General features: G+C 64.2%; 16 protein-coding genes. 1 reads left to right on the top strand and 15 read right to left on the bottom strand.

Annotation, left to right across the window (positions count from 1 at the left end):
- Positions 1-122: 122 nt before the first annotated feature.
- From GRI97_RS15115 to GRI97_RS15090, 6 genes are all read right to left on the bottom strand, one after another.
- Positions 123-1,157, bottom strand: coding sequence for a mannose-1-phosphate guanylyltransferase (locus GRI97_RS15115; RefSeq protein WP_161392032.1), 1,035 nt, complete (start codon positions 1,155-1,157; stop codon positions 123-125).
- A gap of 113 nt (positions 1,158-1,270) precedes the next feature.
- Positions 1,271-2,029, bottom strand: coding sequence for an energy transducer TonB (locus GRI97_RS15110; RefSeq protein ID WP_328598575.1), 759 nt, complete (start codon positions 2,027-2,029; stop codon positions 1,271-1,273).
- Between the two features lie 136 nt (positions 2,030-2,165).
- Positions 2,166-2,777, bottom strand: a complete 612-nt coding sequence (locus GRI97_RS15105; protein WP_202392786.1) for a (2Fe-2S) ferredoxin domain-containing protein — start codon at positions 2,775-2,777, stop codon at positions 2,166-2,168.
- A 127-nt stretch (positions 2,778-2,904) separates the two neighbouring features.
- Positions 2,905-3,669, bottom strand: coding sequence for an ABC transporter ATP-binding protein (locus tag GRI97_RS15100; RefSeq protein WP_161392030.1), 765 nt, complete (start codon positions 3,667-3,669; stop codon positions 2,905-2,907).
- Positions 3,666-4,724, bottom strand: coding sequence for a FecCD family ABC transporter permease (locus tag GRI97_RS15095; RefSeq protein WP_202392785.1), 1,059 nt, complete (start codon positions 4,722-4,724; stop codon positions 3,666-3,668). The genes GRI97_RS15100 and GRI97_RS15095 overlap by 4 nt, the downstream gene beginning before the upstream one ends.
- On the bottom strand, positions 4,721-5,764 hold the full coding sequence (locus GRI97_RS15090; protein ID WP_161392029.1) for an ABC transporter substrate-binding protein: 1,044 nt from the start codon (positions 5,762-5,764) through the stop codon (positions 4,721-4,723). The genes GRI97_RS15095 and GRI97_RS15090 overlap by 4 nt, the downstream gene beginning before the upstream one ends.
- 11 nt (positions 5,765-5,775) lie before the next feature.
- Between GRI97_RS15090 and GRI97_RS15085 the strand changes: the two genes are divergently transcribed.
- Positions 5,776-6,024, top strand: a complete 249-nt coding sequence (locus tag GRI97_RS15085) for a hypothetical protein (protein ID WP_235917869.1) — start codon at positions 5,776-5,778, stop codon at positions 6,022-6,024.
- A 191-nt stretch (positions 6,025-6,215) separates the two neighbouring features.
- Here GRI97_RS15085 and mnhG read toward each other — a convergent pair whose 3' ends face one another.
- From mnhG to GRI97_RS15040, 9 genes are all read right to left on the bottom strand, one after another.
- Positions 6,216-6,557 carry a monovalent cation/H(+) antiporter subunit G gene (gene mnhG, locus GRI97_RS15080; RefSeq protein WP_161392027.1) on the bottom strand — a complete coding sequence of 114 codons (342 nt, stop codon included), beginning with the start codon at positions 6,555-6,557 and terminating at the stop codon, positions 6,216-6,218.
- Positions 6,554-6,835: a K+/H+ antiporter subunit F gene (locus GRI97_RS15075; protein WP_161392026.1), complete on the bottom strand. Its 282-nt coding sequence runs from the start codon at positions 6,833-6,835 to the stop codon at positions 6,554-6,556. Before GRI97_RS15075 ends, mnhG begins: the two co-directional genes overlap by 4 nt.
- On the bottom strand, positions 6,832-7,314 hold the full coding sequence (locus GRI97_RS15070) for a Na+/H+ antiporter subunit E (protein ID WP_161392025.1): 483 nt from the start codon (positions 7,312-7,314) through the stop codon (positions 6,832-6,834). The genes GRI97_RS15075 and GRI97_RS15070 overlap by 4 nt, the downstream gene beginning before the upstream one ends.
- Positions 7,311-8,915: a monovalent cation/H+ antiporter subunit D gene (locus tag GRI97_RS15065; protein WP_161392024.1), complete on the bottom strand. Its 1,605-nt coding sequence runs from the start codon at positions 8,913-8,915 to the stop codon at positions 7,311-7,313. Before GRI97_RS15065 ends, GRI97_RS15070 begins: the two co-directional genes overlap by 4 nt.
- A gap of 8 nt (positions 8,916-8,923) precedes the next feature.
- A complete protein-coding gene (locus GRI97_RS15060; protein WP_161392023.1) occupies positions 8,924-9,262 on the bottom strand; it encodes a Na+/H+ antiporter subunit C in 339 nt (112 codons plus the stop codon).
- A complete protein-coding gene (locus GRI97_RS15055) occupies positions 9,262-12,192 on the bottom strand; it encodes a monovalent cation/H+ antiporter subunit A (RefSeq protein ID WP_161392022.1) in 2,931 nt (976 codons plus the stop codon). The genes GRI97_RS15060 and GRI97_RS15055 overlap by 1 nt, the downstream gene beginning before the upstream one ends.
- A gap of 174 nt (positions 12,193-12,366) precedes the next feature.
- Positions 12,367-13,101, bottom strand: coding sequence for a HupE/UreJ family protein (locus GRI97_RS15050; RefSeq protein WP_235917868.1), 735 nt, complete (start codon positions 13,099-13,101; stop codon positions 12,367-12,369).
- A 111-nt stretch (positions 13,102-13,212) separates the two neighbouring features.
- On the bottom strand, positions 13,213-13,638 hold the full coding sequence (locus tag GRI97_RS15045; protein ID WP_161392021.1) for a hypothetical protein: 426 nt from the start codon (positions 13,636-13,638) through the stop codon (positions 13,213-13,215).
- 63 nt (positions 13,639-13,701) lie between these two features.
- The gene (locus GRI97_RS15040) at positions 13,702-14,835 is read right to left on the bottom strand and encodes a PepSY-associated TM helix domain-containing protein (protein ID WP_161392020.1); all 1,134 of its coding nucleotides are present in this window, start codon (positions 14,833-14,835) and stop codon (positions 13,702-13,704) included.
- Position 14,836 lies beyond the last annotated feature (1 nt).

Genomic DNA, 14,836 nt, shown 5'->3' with positions numbered 1-14,836 from the left:
AAGGCTCCGGTAGGGATATTGCTGACTACAATATCCCTGGATGGCAGGAAACAGGGCCCATCGGCAATCGCCATGATCGGCGCGGACCGATCCTGCTCCCTGCACCGCCGCGAAAATCGCAATTACTGGTTGGTTGCGCCGCCCAGCTTGCCGACCTTCTGCGCGCCGGCCATGGTGGTGACCAGCACTTCATCCCCGTCGACGATCACGGCGATATCGTCCAGCCCGATGATGGAAATGCGCGGACCATCGGTTTCGGCCAGCACATTGCGACAATCGACCAGTTCGACCGTGCCACGGATGCGGTTGTCAGCCTGGTCGCCCGCACGGGCATCGCGCAGTGCCTGCCAATTGCCGATATCGGACCACCCCATCGACACTGGCACCACGGCGGCGCGCTCGGTCGGTTCCATCACGGCATAATCGACCGATTCCCCATCGATCGCCCCGAAAGGCGCAGCCGCCGGATGGAAGGCGGCACCATCCTGCGTACCTTCGACCACGGACGCGCGCACTGCATCGGCGATATCGGGACGGAAGCGGCTAAGCTCTTCCATGAAGAAGCCGGCTCGATAGGCGAAGATGCCGCCATTCCAGCTGTAATTGCCATCCGCCAGAAAGGCTTCTGCCGTGGCAAGATCCGGCTTTTCGACGAAACGTTCGACCTGGAACCCGCCCTCCAGCGCGTCCCCGCGCCGGATATAGCCGAAACCGGTTTCGGGCGCCGTGGCGGCGATACCGAAGGATACCAGCCAATCATCCTGCGCCAGCTTTGCAGCAGCCTGGGCGGCGGCCTGGAATGCCGCCGTATCGGCAATGTGGTGGTCACTCGGGCAAACAAGCATCACCGCATCGGCAGGCAGGCGCGCGGCCGCCAGCGCAACAGCAGCGGCGGTGTTCTTGGCTTCCGGTTCGACGATGACGGTCGTGCCGGGATGATCACCCGATTGCGCCTGCACATGCGCCACATGCGCGGCACCGGTGACGATCACCGGCGCGGCGAACAGGGCTGCATCGGCACAGCGATCAAGCGTTTCCTGGAACAGGGTCCGTTCGCCCACCAGGGGCAGGAAGGGCTTGGGCATGGTCTTGCGACTGCGCGGCCAAAGCCGCGTTCCGCTGCCACCACACAGGACTACCGGGTGAATCGCCGTCATATCCGCCCTTTCACCCACCTGCCGCCCGGACGCAACGGCAATTGTAACGGTAAGCGCGGAATCACGGAAAACCACACCGACTGAGACAGATCGGGGACAAATAAGTCCGAAATTCAGCCACGCGGGCGCCACCACTGCTGCCAGCCATAGATAGCCGGGACAGGATCACCGTTGCCGTCGCGCGCGGGGCGAAAACGGAACCGTTCTTCCGCCAGATCGCAGACCCGCTGATCGGCGGTCGGATCGGGACTGGGTTCGACAATCCGACAATTGCTGGCACGGCCATCCACACCCACGGTCATATGCACCACCACACGCTGGCCCCAGCGGATCTGCCGCCCGCCCGGGGGCGTGGCGAAATCGCTTTCGGCATTGATGTCGCCGGCGATTTTTTCCGGCCTGGTCACCATGATCCCGCCACGGCCGCCACCACCGCGCCCGCTGCCCAGCCCGTCACCCTCGCCCCCGGCCCCGGCCCCGGTGCCATCGCCACTTTCCCCTGCCCCGGCGCTGTTTTCATCGCCGGTGGCCGAGGCGCGCGGTGCCGGGCTGGGCGAGGCCAAAGGTGTTCGCACCTCAGGGACGGTCACTTCTTTCGGGGTGGCTGCTGCAGCTTCGGGAGCGGCAGCGCCTTCATCCGGCACAGATTGCGGGTCCGGCGCGGGCGCTGCTGGCGGGGGTGGTTCATCCCGCGTACGCACCACCACGGTGACAAGAGCGCCGGCCCGTTCCATCACCTGCGTGCCCAAATCCGGAGCAAAGGCGCGCACCAGCCCCACCAATGCGGCCACATGGAACAGACCGACCAGCAGCAGCGCACCCCAACGGGGCCGTCTGCGGGCGCCAAATCCTTGCAGTTCCTGTTCAGGCACAGCTGTTCCCGGGTCCTTCGATTCTTCTTCTAATGCGACAGACCGGCTTTCGGTGCCAGAGCGGCGGGACGGCATGTGTTACCTCGCCGGCCAGCCCCTGCCGCCTGAACGGACAAAGCAGCGTCGGTAGGGAGGGTCAGCTTTTGCGCAACACCTGTTTGCGGCCATCGGCGGGATAGGCGTAATCACGCGCCACCATACCCTGCAGGATGTGATCGCGGATGATGGCATCCACCGCCGCTTCATCGACCCCGCCATAATAGGTGTTTTCCGGGCAGACCTGCACTACCGGGGCCAGATTGCAGGGACCGAGGCACACCAGTGCCGCGCCCGCCGCCGTGCAGGGGCCGCCATGGCAGACCAGCACGCGCCGCTGCTGCGCCGGAACGATCGATCCTTCGCGCGGCTTTTCCGCCACGCGGCCCATTGGCGCATCCCCCATCGCGCGATCCAGCGCGCTGCCCAGCAGTGCGGCCATGGCCGGGAGTTCGCTGAGCAAGGGGGCGATGCGGATGTCCGGCCAGATACGCCCGTCTTCGCGTTCCCAGCGGGAAATCGCCTTCATCAGCCAGGCATGATGGCTAGGTTCGACCGGCAGCATCACCGGCAGGATGACGATCGATGTCGCCCCTTCATCGATGGTCCGCAGCAATTCTTCGCGCAGTGCCGGCTTGCCCTGTTCGGAAAAGGCGATGCGGACCGATGCCAGCCCGCCCCGCATGGCCAGCAGGGCGGCCAGCGCCTCCATTTACTGGATCGGTACGGCCGCGATCGCCGACCGGCCGAGCAGGATCACCGACGGGGCATCGCCCTGCCCCCTCTTTGCCGGCTGATCGGCCCATTGCCCATGCACCATGTCGTTCATGGGCGTGCCCTCAACTGTCCGCCGGGAGAATATAGGGCAGGCCTTCGACCACCCCGACATGCGCCTGCACCCCGAACACCGCCGCCAGCCGTGCTGGCGTCAGCACATCCTGCCATCTGCCCACGGCGACCAGCCGCCCCTGATCGAGCAAAGCGACACGATCGGCAAAACGGGCAGCAGCGCTGAGATCATGAATCGCCGTCAGCGCGCCGATGCCGTTTTCATCCACCAGCCTGCGTACCGTGCGCAGGGTTTCGAGCTGGTGGCGCAGATCCAGCGCGCTGGTGGGTTCGTCCAGCAGCATGTAGCGGGCATCCTGCGCCACGGCGCGCGCGATCAGCACGCGTTGCCGTTCCCCGCCGCTCAAGGCATCGAACGGACGCTGGGCCATAGCCTGCAAGTTGAAGCGGGCCAGCACCTGATGCACCATTTCGCGCCGCTGCGCCCCGTTTTCCCGATGGCGATGGGCTGCCCGGCCGAGCGTGACCATCTCCGCCACGCTGAGGCCAAGTGTTTCGCCGCTCTGTTGCGGGACATAGGCGATGGTGCGAGCCAGCTCTTCCCGGCCGATCCGGCTGAGCGGTGTACCGTCGATATGGATCGACCCCGCGCCTGGTTTCCAGATCCCGTCAAGGCAGCGGATCAGCGTGCTCTTGCCCGCGCCATTGGGGCCCAGCAAACAGACCAGTTCGCCCGGTGCCAGCACCAGGTCCACAGCGTCCAGCAGCAGGCGATGGCCGCGCTGCAGGGTCAGGTCATGGGCCGCCAGGGTCATCCGCTGCGCCCCCTGCGGCTGAGCAGCAGATGCAGGAACAGCGGCACGCCGATGTAAGCGACCACGATCCCCACCGGTACCGTGATCGGGGCGAACAACAGCCGCCCGGCCAGATCGGCACAGAGCAGCAGCAAGCCGCCGAGAATGGCGGAAAAGGGCAGCAGCAGCCGGTGATCGCCGCCGATCAGCATGCGCCCGACATGCGGCGCGATCAGCCCGACGAAACCGATGACCCCGACATAGCTGACGATGGCTGCCGTCATCAGTACAGAGCCGATGGTCACCACGATCCGCGTGCGGGCCACGGGAAAGCCGAGCGATGCGGCAACCTCATCACCCCCGGCGGCAAAGGCATTGAGCGCCCAGGCCTGCGCCAGCAGCAGCGGGAAGATGACCGCCAGCACGGCGGCGGTGGTGTTCACGCCATCCCAGGTGGCGCCATTGACCGATCCGAAGGCCCAATGAACGATCATCGCCAATTGCTGTTCGGTGGCGATGAATTGCAGCGTTTCGGTCAGCGCGCCGAACAGATAGGACAGGCCGACGCCCGCCAGCACCAGCACATTGCCGCTGATGCCGCGCATGGCCGCCAGCCCGAGCACGAACACGGCACAGAGGATGGCCGACAGAAAGGCCGAGCCGACCACCAGCACATGGCTGGCGCCGCCATAATAACCGCCCGACAGCATCGCCAGCGAGGCGCCGAAGCTGGCCGCCGGGGAAATGCCGATCGTATAGGGGCTGACCAGCACATTGCGGGTGATGCCCTGCATCGCCACCCCGGCAATCGCGAGCCCGGCGCCGGCGATGATCGCCATCAGCGTGCGCGGCAGGCGCAGCGTGGTGAGGATCGCAATATCCTGCGCGGAAAGCCCCGCGTTCCAGCGCGCGGGCAGCAGCGGCGATATCAGCGCGAGCATGGCATCGCCGAGCCCGATCTGGGTGACACCCATTGTGCTGGACACCAGCGCGGCAAGGCAGAGCAGCAGCATGGCGCCGCCGATCAGCCATGGCGCGCCCAGCGCCGCCCGCACTGCCCGCTCATCCCCGATCAACGGCGAAACTCACCCAGGCCGGCGGTGTAGCCCTGCTGCGCCGGGACATGCTGAAACCGGGTCAGCCATTCGTTCATCACCGCTGCCGGATCGATATCGGCAAAGCGTTCGGGATAGAGCCATTTGGCCACCTGCAGTGCGCCGACGATCTTCGAACAGCCGCCAGCAAGGTAATAGGACATGTGATAGACCTGCCCTTCGCGCACCGCCGGTGTGCCGGCAAAGCCGGGGCGGGCCGCAATGCCGGTCAGCACCTGGCGCGAAAACTCGCGCGGATGCGGCGCATATTGCCCCGGCTGCAGCTTCAGGATGACATCGGGTGCACGCGCGATCACTTCTTCCGGATCGACGGTGAAACCCTGCACGCTGCCACGCGACTGGTTGTCCCCGGTAATGGACACATCGCGGAAGACATTCAGCCCGCCGCCGGTCTCGATCATGTCATGCCAGCCCGAACCGGGCAGCAGGGTGCGGTAATCGCCGACCTCCTCCAGATAGACCCGCTTGCGCGTCACGCCCTTCAGCCGTTCCTGCAACAGCGTGTTCCAGTGCTGATAGAAAGCGTTGAGCTCCGCCGCCTGGTCAGGGCGGTCAAACAATTGCCCCATCAGCGTGACGTTTTCCTCATGCTTGAGCACATCCCAGGCGGTGATGACGGCGACGGGGATATGCAGCGGGGTCAGCACCCGTTCCGCTTCCTGCCAGCTGCCATTGCGCGGCAGAATCACCAGATCCGGGCGCAGGGCCACGATGGCATCGTAATTGGGTGTCGCCTGCCCCTGCCCGACAATGGCGATGTTTTCGATCCCCGGCCAATATTCGCGTTCCTTCGCAGTGCCGGCATCGACACCCACAATCGGATCCATGCCGGCAATCGCACGGATGAATTCCACGCCATAGCGGTTGAAAATTGCCACCCGCTTGACCGGGCGGTTGACCGTGACGCTGCGGCCCAGATCATCGGTGAAGGTGAAATTGCCCCCCGGCGGCAGGTGGCTGTGGACCGGTTTCGCCTGCGCGGGAAAACAACATGATCGCACCGAGCAGGGCGATGACGGCCACCACCAGCCCGATTTTCACCCGCTTCATGCTGTTCTGTTTCCTCAACTGCCCATGCGCGCCGGTTCGCCCCCGCGAGTCAGCCATGGTGGAGGAAGCGCTAGAAGGATGCCGCGCGCGCTTTGAGTTAATTACGGTAACCTGCCGCGTTACCCGGCGTTACATGCTGAAGGGCCGTGCGTCGCGCCATCGCCATATTGGCACGGAAGATCGCGCGAATTTGGCGGATTTTTCAGATTAGTGATTGTCAAACAAGCAGCTAGCCAAAGATGAACGAAACCAAACAGTCCGTTCGCGGCGCGTTCAGGAAGGCTTGGCTAGAACAGCATCAGACGGTTCCGGAACTCCCTCCCCTTTGTCCGGAACAACAGTCCCTCTTCCCTTGGCCCCGCTCCGGCGGGGCCTTTCTTTTGTGGGGCTGGCTGTATCCACTCATTCCTGCGGAACGTCGGGGGATCCTTCCTTGCGGTCGCGATAGACGGCTGCGCGGGCCAGCAGCATCAGGGTGACCGGGGTGGTCATGGTCACGAACAGGCCGATCAGCAATTCATGCACGATCGGCCGGCTCTGCAGCGTGGAAAAACAGGTGATCGAGGCGACCAGGATGCAGATCGTGCCCAGCGTGGGGCCGAGCGTGGGCGGGTGGACCCGTTCGTAGAAACTGTTGAGCCGGATCAGCCCGAGCGCCCCGATCAAGGTGATCGATGCCCCCAGCAGCACGAAGATGCCGACGATGATGGCTGCCCAGAGCGGCAGATCGGGCGACTGGATCATTCGATCACCTCCCCCCGCATCAGGAATTTGGCCAGGGCGACCGTGCCGGCGAAGCCCAGCAGCGCGATGACCAGTGCCGCTTCGAAAAACAGCGTGCGGCCGGTCTGGATGCCATAGGTCAGCAGCAGCAGCATGCCCGACAGATAAAGCGCATCGAGCCCGAGCACACGGTCCTGCGCGCGGGGGCCACGGAACACGCGATAGACGGCGCAGCCCATCGCCAGGCCCAGCAGCACCTGGGCGGCGGTGATCGCCAGCGCGAGGATGGGCCAGTTCATTCGAAAATCTCCATCAGCAGCCGCTCATACCGGTTCTTGATCAGATCGACCCATTCGCTTTCATCGACCAGATCCAGCACATGGATCAGCACGCGCCGGTTGCGGGCATCATGCTGCAGCCACAGCGTGCCGGGCGTGGCCGTCATGATCACCGCCAGGGTCGCCAGCGCATAGGGGTTCTGCAATTCGATCGGCAGGTGAATGAAGCCCGATTTGCGCTCCTTCGGTTTGAACAGCACGATCCGGGCCACGGCGATGTTGGATCGCAGGATATCCACGAACACCAGCCCTGCCAGCCGGGGAATCGCGCTGCTGATGCGAATGTTCGAGGGTTCCGGCTGCAGTGCCAGCATCACCCGCGACACGATGACCGCGACGGCAGCACCGATCACGATATGCCCTGGCGAAAAACCGGTAAGCAGCACCCACATGGTGAACAGCGTGGCCGACAGCAGCGGAAAGGGCAGAATGCGCTTCACAGTGCCTCCCCCATTTCGGGCTCACCGGCGCGCGGTGCGTTCATGACCGCGTCGATATAGAGACTTGCATCGCCCAGATCGGCAGCCACCGCCTCCATATAGCTGAAGATCGGGCCGGCCAGGATCATCGAGACCAGGCAGGCGGCCAGCAACAGGCCGATCGGCACGATTTCCGTGACATTGAGATGGACCGGCGAATCCTCCGCCGGGGTCCAGATGAGATCGATCCCCGCGCGGGTCAGCGCGACCAGCGTGGTGAGGCCGGACAGAATGATCAGCGTGATCAGGATCCACGCCTTGGCGCTGATCACCGGGCCGCTGAACAGCGCATCGACGATCGCGAATTTGGCGATGAACCCGGACAGCGGCGGCAGACCGGCGAGCAGCAGCGTGCAGAAGATGAAACCGCCGCCCAGCACCGCGATCGATCCGGGAATGACGATCCCCTTCTCATTTTCCTCTTCCTCGATCGCGCCGGTGTATTCGTCATCGAACACCGGTTCTTCCAGGCCGGGGATGATGTCATCTTCATCCGCATTGCGTTCCACCGGTTCGATGATGAGATAGAGCGCGCCGACGGACAGGGTGGAGCTGACCAGATAGAACAGCATGGCCGATGTCAGTTCCAGGCCGCCCATGCCGATCACGGCCAGCAGCGTGCCGGAGGATACCAGCACGTAGTGACCGGCCACGCGGCTGAGCGTGCGGGCCGAGAGGATGCCCAGCACCCCGAAGGCAATCGTGGCGAAGCCGGCCCAGATCAGCCAGTTGTCGGCAAAACCCGCCGTTTCCGCCCACGCCCCGCCGAACAGCAGCGAATTGAGGCGCAGGACGATATAGATGCCCACCTTGGTCATGACCGCGAATACGGCAGCAACCGGCGGGACCGCTGCGGCATAGGTGCGCACCAGCCAGAAGCTGAGCGGCCAGATGCCCGATTTGACCAGGAAGGCGATGCCCAGCACCGCCGCGCCCGCTTCCAGCAGCATCAGATCTTCGGGCGGGACGGTGGCCATCCTGGCCGCCAGATCGGCCATGTTGAGCGTGCCGGTAACCGCATAGATCATCGCCACGCCGATCAGGAACAGCAGCGAGGTGGCGATATTGATGGTGATGTAATGCAGGCTGGCCCGGGTCCGTTCTTCGCCCGCACCATGCAGGATCAGGCCATAGGAAGCCGCCAGCAGCACTTCGAAAAACACGAAGAGATTGAACAGATCCCCGGTCAGGAACGCACCGTTGACCCCGGCCAGCAGCAGCAGGAACAGCACGTGGAAACGTGGCCCCGACCGATCCCAGCGGGCAAAGGAATAGAGCAACGCGGTAAAGCCCAGCACGCTGACCAGGCAGAGCATCATGGCCGAGAGCCGGTCCGCCACCAGCACGATGCCGAAAGGTGCCGACCAGTTTCCGAGCAGATAGACCTGCGGCACGCCGGTCTTGTCCGCCTGCCACAGGATCAGCGCGGCGATGACCATCAGGGCCGCAGTGGTCGCCAGGCTGAGGGCCCGCTTGAGCATGCGCCGGCGTTCGTTGAACGCCAGCATCACCGCGCAGACGGCGATGGGCAGAACGACAGGCGCGACAATCAGATGCTGCATGCTGCCGGTCACTGGTCATCCTCGCCATCGACATGGTCGGTGCCGGTCAGGCCACGCGACGCGATGAGCACCACCAGCAGCAGCGCGGTGGTGGCAAAAGAGATCACGATGGCCGTCAGCACCAGCGCCTGCGGTACCGGATCGGCATAAAGCGTGGGATCGACCACATCCTTGCCGATGATCGGCGGCGCATCGGTGCGCAGCCGGCCAGCGGCCAGGATGAACAGGTTCACGGCATAGGACAGCAGCGCCAGCCCCAGCACGACCTGAAAGGTGCGTGGGCGGAATACCAGCCAGACCCCGGATGCGGTGAGGACGCCGATGGCAAGAGCGAGCACGGCTTCCATTATGTGTCCCCCTCCATATCGGGTATCTTGTCCGGTGCCTTTTCGGGTTTGGGGGCACGGGGGGTGCGGATCGACTGATGCGCCAGCGCGATGAGGATCAGCGCCGTCGTGCCAACCACCACCGAGAAGACGCCGATGTCGAACAGCAGCGCGCTGGCCACCGGCATATCCCCGATCAGCGGCAGTTCGAGATAGCTGAAATAGGTCGACAGCAACGGATAGCCGGCCAGCCATGCGGCCATCCCGGTCAGCACCGCGAACATCAGCCCGACGCTGATCCAGCGGACCGGCTGGATGTTCAGACGCGCTTCCACCGAACGCGTGCCGCTGGCCATATAGAGCAGCAGGATCGCGATCGAGGCGGTGACCCCACCGGCGAAACCGCCGCCGGGCAGATCATGCCCACGGATCAGGAAATAGAGCGCACAGGTCAGGATGATCGGGAACATCCATTCCATGATCACGCGCGGCACCAGCAGATAATGGGCCGCCGTATCGCCATGTTCGCGATCTTCACGGCCTGCATCGAAAGCGTTCTGCACCTTCTGCTGGACCGGCAGTTCCACGCTTTCGGCGGCCGGGCGGAAACGGCGCAACAGGGAGAACACGGTCAATGCGACGATCGCCAGCACGGTGATTTCCCCCAGCGTATCGAAGCTGCGGAAATCGACCAGGATGACGTTGACCACATTGGTGCCGCCGCCGCCATGATAGGCCTGTTCCAGGAAGAAGCGCGAAATCCCTTCGGGTTCAGGGCGGGTCATCATGGCATAGGCGATGGCCGCCGCGCCCAGACCGGCCGCCACCGCGATGAGGATGTCACCCCCGCGCCGCAGCCGCACATTGAACGGCGTTCGCCCGCCCGGCCAGAATTCCGGCAGGCGTTGCGGCAACCAGCGCAGGCCGAGCAGCATCAGCACCAGCGTGATGCTTTCCACCAGCAGCTGGGTCAGCCCCAGATCGGGAGCGGAGAGCCAGATGAAGCTGATGCAGGTTGAAAGCCCGGCCACGCCGACCATGGCCAGCGCCGCCAGCCGATGGAATTTCGCCTGCACCGCCGCGCCGATGGCGGAGGCGCCGCCCAGGATCCACAGCACCGCGAAGATCGGATCGAGCATGATGGTCGGCCCATTGCCGACGCTGTAGCCATAGGTCAGGAAACCGATCGATCCTGCGGCCAGCGTGACCACGATCAGAATGCGGAGCTGCACCTGCAACCGCTTGGTGCTGACCATCCTGTGCAGAGCGCTGGCGCCGTCTATCAGCGCGGCCAGTACCGTTTCGAAGGTTCTCCGGCCCTTGAGCCGACCGATGAAGGGCGAATTGGTCATGGCGTTGAGCCGCCCGCCGAACCGGCGATAGAGCAGCACGCCACCGACCAGCGCGATCACGCTCATCAACAAGGGCATGTTGAAACCGTGCCAGATGGCCAAGCTGTAATCCGGTGTGCGGTCGCCCAGCACCGAACGGACCGCGATCTGCAGCAAGGGGCCGATGGTGAGCGTGGGAATAATGCCGACCACCAGGCAGGCCAGCACCAGAATCTCGATCGGCAGGCGCATCCAGTGCGGTGCCTCATGCGGGGTGTGCGGCAGATCGACAGGCGGCGGGCCGAAGAAGGTCTGATGAATGAAGCGGATCGAATAGAGCACGCTGAACATGCTGGCGAGCGTGGCCAGGATCGGCAGCGCCCAGTCAAGCAGCGTGCCGCTCTGCGATTCCAGCGCCTCTGCCAGGAACATTTCCTTGGACAGGAAGCCGTTCAGCAGCGGCACCCCAGCCATGGCCGCCGCCGCGACCATCGCCAGCGTGGCGGTGATCGGCATGAACTTCATCAGGCCGGACAGCTTGCGCAGATCGCGCGTGCCGGTTTCATGATCGATGATCCCCGCCGCCATGAACAGCGAAGCCTTGAAGGTGGCGTGATTGACGGTGTGGAAGATCGCCGCGACCAGCCCGAGCGGACTGCCCAGCCCCAGCAGCAGCGTGATCAAGCCCAGATGGCTGATCGTCGAATAGGCCAGCAGCCCCTTCAGATCATGCTGGAAGATCGCCGACCAAGCCCCGACCAGCAGCGTCGCCAAGCCAATAGTGACGACGATCAGATACCAGATCTGCGTGCCAGCGAGCACGGGCCACAGCAGGATCAGCAGGAAGATGCCCGCCTTCACCATGGTCGCCGAATGCAGGTAAGCCGACACCGGGGTCGGCGCGGACATGGCATGCGGCAGCCAGAACTGGAACGGGAACTGCGCGCTCTTGGTGAAGGCACCGATCAGGATCAGGATCAGCATCGGCAGATAGAGCGCATGGGCGCGCACGATATCGCCCCGGCCCAGCACCACATCCAGATCATAGCTGCCGGCGATATGCCCGAGCAGCAGCATGCCGACCAGCAGGCAGACCCCGCCGAGGCAAGTGACGATCAGCGCAATGCGCGCACCGTCGCGCGCGCTCTGATTATGGTGCCAATATCCGATCAGCAGGAAGGAGAAGAGGCTCGTCATCTCCCAGAAAAACACGATCTGGATCAGATTGCCCGACAGCACGACGCCCAGCATCGAGCCCATGAAGGCCAGCAGGAAGCTGAAGAAGCGCGGAACCGGGTCCTCTTCCGACATGTAATAGCGGGCATAGAGCACCACCAATGTGCCGATGCCGAGCACCAGCAGGGCGAAAAGCCAGGTGAAGCCGCTGAGGCGGAGGGTGAAATCGAGGCCGAGCGAGGGCAGCCACGGCGCGACATGACGGACCGTCTGCCCGGTCGCGAGCGTGGAATAGAAGCTGAGCAGGAGGGCGCTGGCGATCAGGCCGATGAGGCCGGCCATGAAGGACGCTGCGTTGCGGGCGCGGGTCGGCAGAAATGCGGCGAGAATGCTGCCCAGGAAGGGGAGTGCGAGAACCAGTATCAACAGTCTCGCATCACTCATGTCTTCCGCTTCCTCCCTGCTGGCTGGTTGCCCGTCTGTGTGGATTGTCAGCCTTTATGGTAGAAAGAACCGCATGGGGACAAGGCCTGCAGGCGCAAAGTTTTCCCTTGGACATATAATGTTGCACGCGGCGGCAGGCAGAACGCCCGCCGCCGCGCGCAGTGAACCGATCCATCAGGCGGCGAAATAGCCCATCAGCTGATATCCGGTCAGCGCCAGGCCGGCGATGATCAGCGCCACATTGGCGGAGAACGCGCCCTTGGCGAAGCTGGCGGTGCTGCGCCAGCTGCTGAGCAGGAACACCACCACCGACAGCACGATCACCTGGCCGACTTCGACGCCCAGGTTGAAACCGATCAGATTGATCAGCAGGCCGTTTTCCGAAACCTGCAGATCCATCAGCTTGGTCGCCAGACCCATGCCGTGGAACAGGCCGAACACCAGCACCGCCAGACGGGGATTGATGTTCAGGCCAATCTTGCGGAACCCGCCGAGGTTTTCGACCCCCTTGTAGACCACCGACAGGCCGATGATGGCATCAATGATATAGGCATTGGCCCCGACGCCGAGCAGCACGCCGCCCATCAGGGTCAGCGAATGGCCGATGGTGAACATGGAGACATAGACCACCACGTCGCGCAGCCGATAGAGGTAGAACACCACCCCGATCAGGAACAGGATGTGGTCATATCCGGTGACCATGTGCTTGGCGCCCAGATACATGAAAGGGCCGAAGGCTGGCCCGCTGATGCTCTGGACAAAGGCCTTGTCCCCTTCGGCCACGTCATGGGCAAAGGCGGCGGCGGAATAGAACAGCAGCCAGGCCGCCAGCAGCAGATAGCGCCACGGCATTGTCGAGCCAGCCAGCCCAGCCCCCACAGCCCCGCTGTTTCCCGCGAGTTTCTTCATTGTCGGTATCCTTTTCGGATAGGTCGGATGGCGGCAGGCGATAGAGCCCGGCCGCACCCGCTTTCAGTTATTTACGGTTACAACCCGCGTTTCACGCGGGACCGCCGCGCCTCAGCGGTTCAGCGCCAGATATCTGGGCGGCCGTTCGGGGCCGGCCTGCCGATATCCGGGAACATGCGGATCCGACCGAAATTCGCGCGGGGTGCGATCCGGCATGACCGCAGCCTCCCCTGCGAGATCGCGCACAATCAAGCCCGGCGCGATATCGCCATGATGGTGATGCTGGGCGCCATCGGGCAGATCATCGACGGCGCGATCATGATCTGTAGCATCCGGGTGATGATCATGGTCTTCGTGGTGGTCGTGATGATCGTCATCCAGCATGATCGCGCTGAAAAACCCATGATCATGCTGCGCCACATCGCCAGCGGAATGCTGCACGCGGTCCAGGATCTGCGCCGTCGCCGCCCCGGAATGGATCAGCGTCAGTGCAAGGCACAGCACCGCCAAATGGCGCTTCAGGCTCAAGGCGATCATCCGCAGCACGGGTGATGACTAACCCGATCGATCATGGCCTGTCCATTCGGGGCGGATTCTGGCTCATCCGGCGGCCGGAGTGCGGTGGCGTCGCTGGATCAACAGCCAGCGCCAGAGACCAGACCCGAACAGCACCAGCGGCAGCAAACCGGCCAGACAGACCACGATCCGGGTCGGCAGGCCGAGCACCTCGCCGCTGTGCAACGGATAGAACCAGCTCGCCACAGAGGCAGTCCCGACCCGTTTCCCGGCGTCGAGCGTGCCTGCGATCCTGCCGCTATGCCGGTCGACCCAGACGGTGGAATGAGGGAAGCGGCGGTTGGGATCGCCCGCCGTTTCGAACTTGAACGCATAATTGGCAGCGCCTGACGCGGGCGTTTCGATCCAGCGCAGGGGCGCAGCGGGGAAAATGCTGCGGGCGGTGCCCAGCGCCGTTTCGATCGACACCTGCCGCCCATCATCAGCCTGTTCGAGCACCGGAGCAGGCGACACCGGTACGCTGACCGGCATGAACAGGGACAGCGCGCCTTGCGTGGGGGCAGGCAGGCTCATCATCACGCCGGTCAGCACCATTGGCAGCAACAGCGCCATGCCGCCGATGCCGACCAGTCTGTGCACATCATACAATGTTCGCACAGGCGCAGCCCCGCGCCGCAGGCTCAGCGCCTTGCGGAATGAGGAGCCTGGTTGCGGCCACCAGTTCACCAGACCTGTCAGCAGCAAGATCAGCGTCAGCAGGCCGAACCCGCCGACCACGACCGCCCCGCGCGGCCCCAATTGCAGATGATAATGCAGGTCATAGACCCAGGTCATCGCATAGCGGCCCCATTGCTCCGACCGCAGGATCGCCGGATCATGCGGATCGATCCACACCATCAGCGGCGCGAATCTGGTGCCGGCCATGTCTTCGGCCGACAGCGACCGGGCCTGGAACGGCTGACCGGCTGGGGCGATCTCGATGCGCCAATGGGCTGAACGTTCGGGATAGGTTGCCCGCAGCAGGCCGTAAATCTCGTCCATCGATGCCGCCGGCTGACCCACAGCACCAACAGGGTTCAGCCACGCGTCGATGCGGGGATAGAACGCCAGCAGGCTGCCCGTCAGCCCCATCACCACCAGCCAAAGGCCGATCGTCAGCCCGAGCCAGAGATGGATCTTGCGAACAAGGTTGCGCACAAGGCGGGGCGTGATGCTCATC

The sequence above is a fragment of the Croceibacterium xixiisoli genome (assembly GCF_009827305.1).
GTDB classification, from domain to species: domain Bacteria; phylum Pseudomonadota; class Alphaproteobacteria; order Sphingomonadales; family Sphingomonadaceae; genus Croceibacterium_C; species Croceibacterium_C xixiisoli.
Note: the sequence above shows the minus strand (reverse complement) of the source record. Positions and strands in the feature narration are given on the sequence as shown.

Coding starts and splice junctions, on each gene's coding strand:
- GRI97_RS15115 (WP_161392032.1), bottom strand. CDS start 1,157: ATGACGGCGATTCACCCGGTAGTCCTGTGTGGTGGCAGCGGAACGCGG.
- GRI97_RS15060 (WP_161392023.1), bottom strand. CDS start 9,262: ATGGAAGCCGTGCTCGCTCTTGCCATCGGCGTCCTCACCGCATCCGGG.
- GRI97_RS15105 (WP_202392786.1), bottom strand. CDS start 2,777: ATGGAGGCGCTGGCCGCCCTGCTGGCCATGCGGGGCGGGCTGGCATCG.
- GRI97_RS15085 (WP_235917869.1), top strand. CDS start 5,776: ATGACGGCCACCACCAGCCCGATTTTCACCCGCTTCATGCTGTTCTGT.
- GRI97_RS15065 (WP_161392024.1), bottom strand. CDS start 8,915: ATGCAGCATCTGATTGTCGCGCCTGTCGTTCTGCCCATCGCCGTCTGC.
- GRI97_RS15100 (WP_161392030.1), bottom strand. CDS start 3,669: ATGACCCTGGCGGCCCATGACCTGACCCTGCAGCGCGGCCATCGCCTG.
- GRI97_RS15045 (WP_161392021.1), bottom strand. CDS start 13,638: ATGATCGCCTTGAGCCTGAAGCGCCATTTGGCGGTGCTGTGCCTTGCA.
- GRI97_RS15055 (WP_161392022.1), bottom strand. CDS start 12,192: ATGAGTGATGCGAGACTGTTGATACTGGTTCTCGCACTCCCCTTCCTG.
- GRI97_RS15050 (WP_235917868.1), bottom strand. CDS start 13,101: ATGAAGAAACTCGCGGGAAACAGCGGGGCTGTGGGGGCTGGGCTGGCT.
- mnhG (WP_161392027.1), bottom strand. CDS start 6,557: ATGATCCAGTCGCCCGATCTGCCGCTCTGGGCAGCCATCATCGTCGGC.
- GRI97_RS15040 (WP_161392020.1), bottom strand. CDS start 14,835: ATGAGCATCACGCCCCGCCTTGTGCGCAACCTTGTTCGCAAGATCCAT.
- GRI97_RS15075 (WP_161392026.1), bottom strand. CDS start 6,835: ATGAACTGGCCCATCCTCGCGCTGGCGATCACCGCCGCCCAGGTGCTG.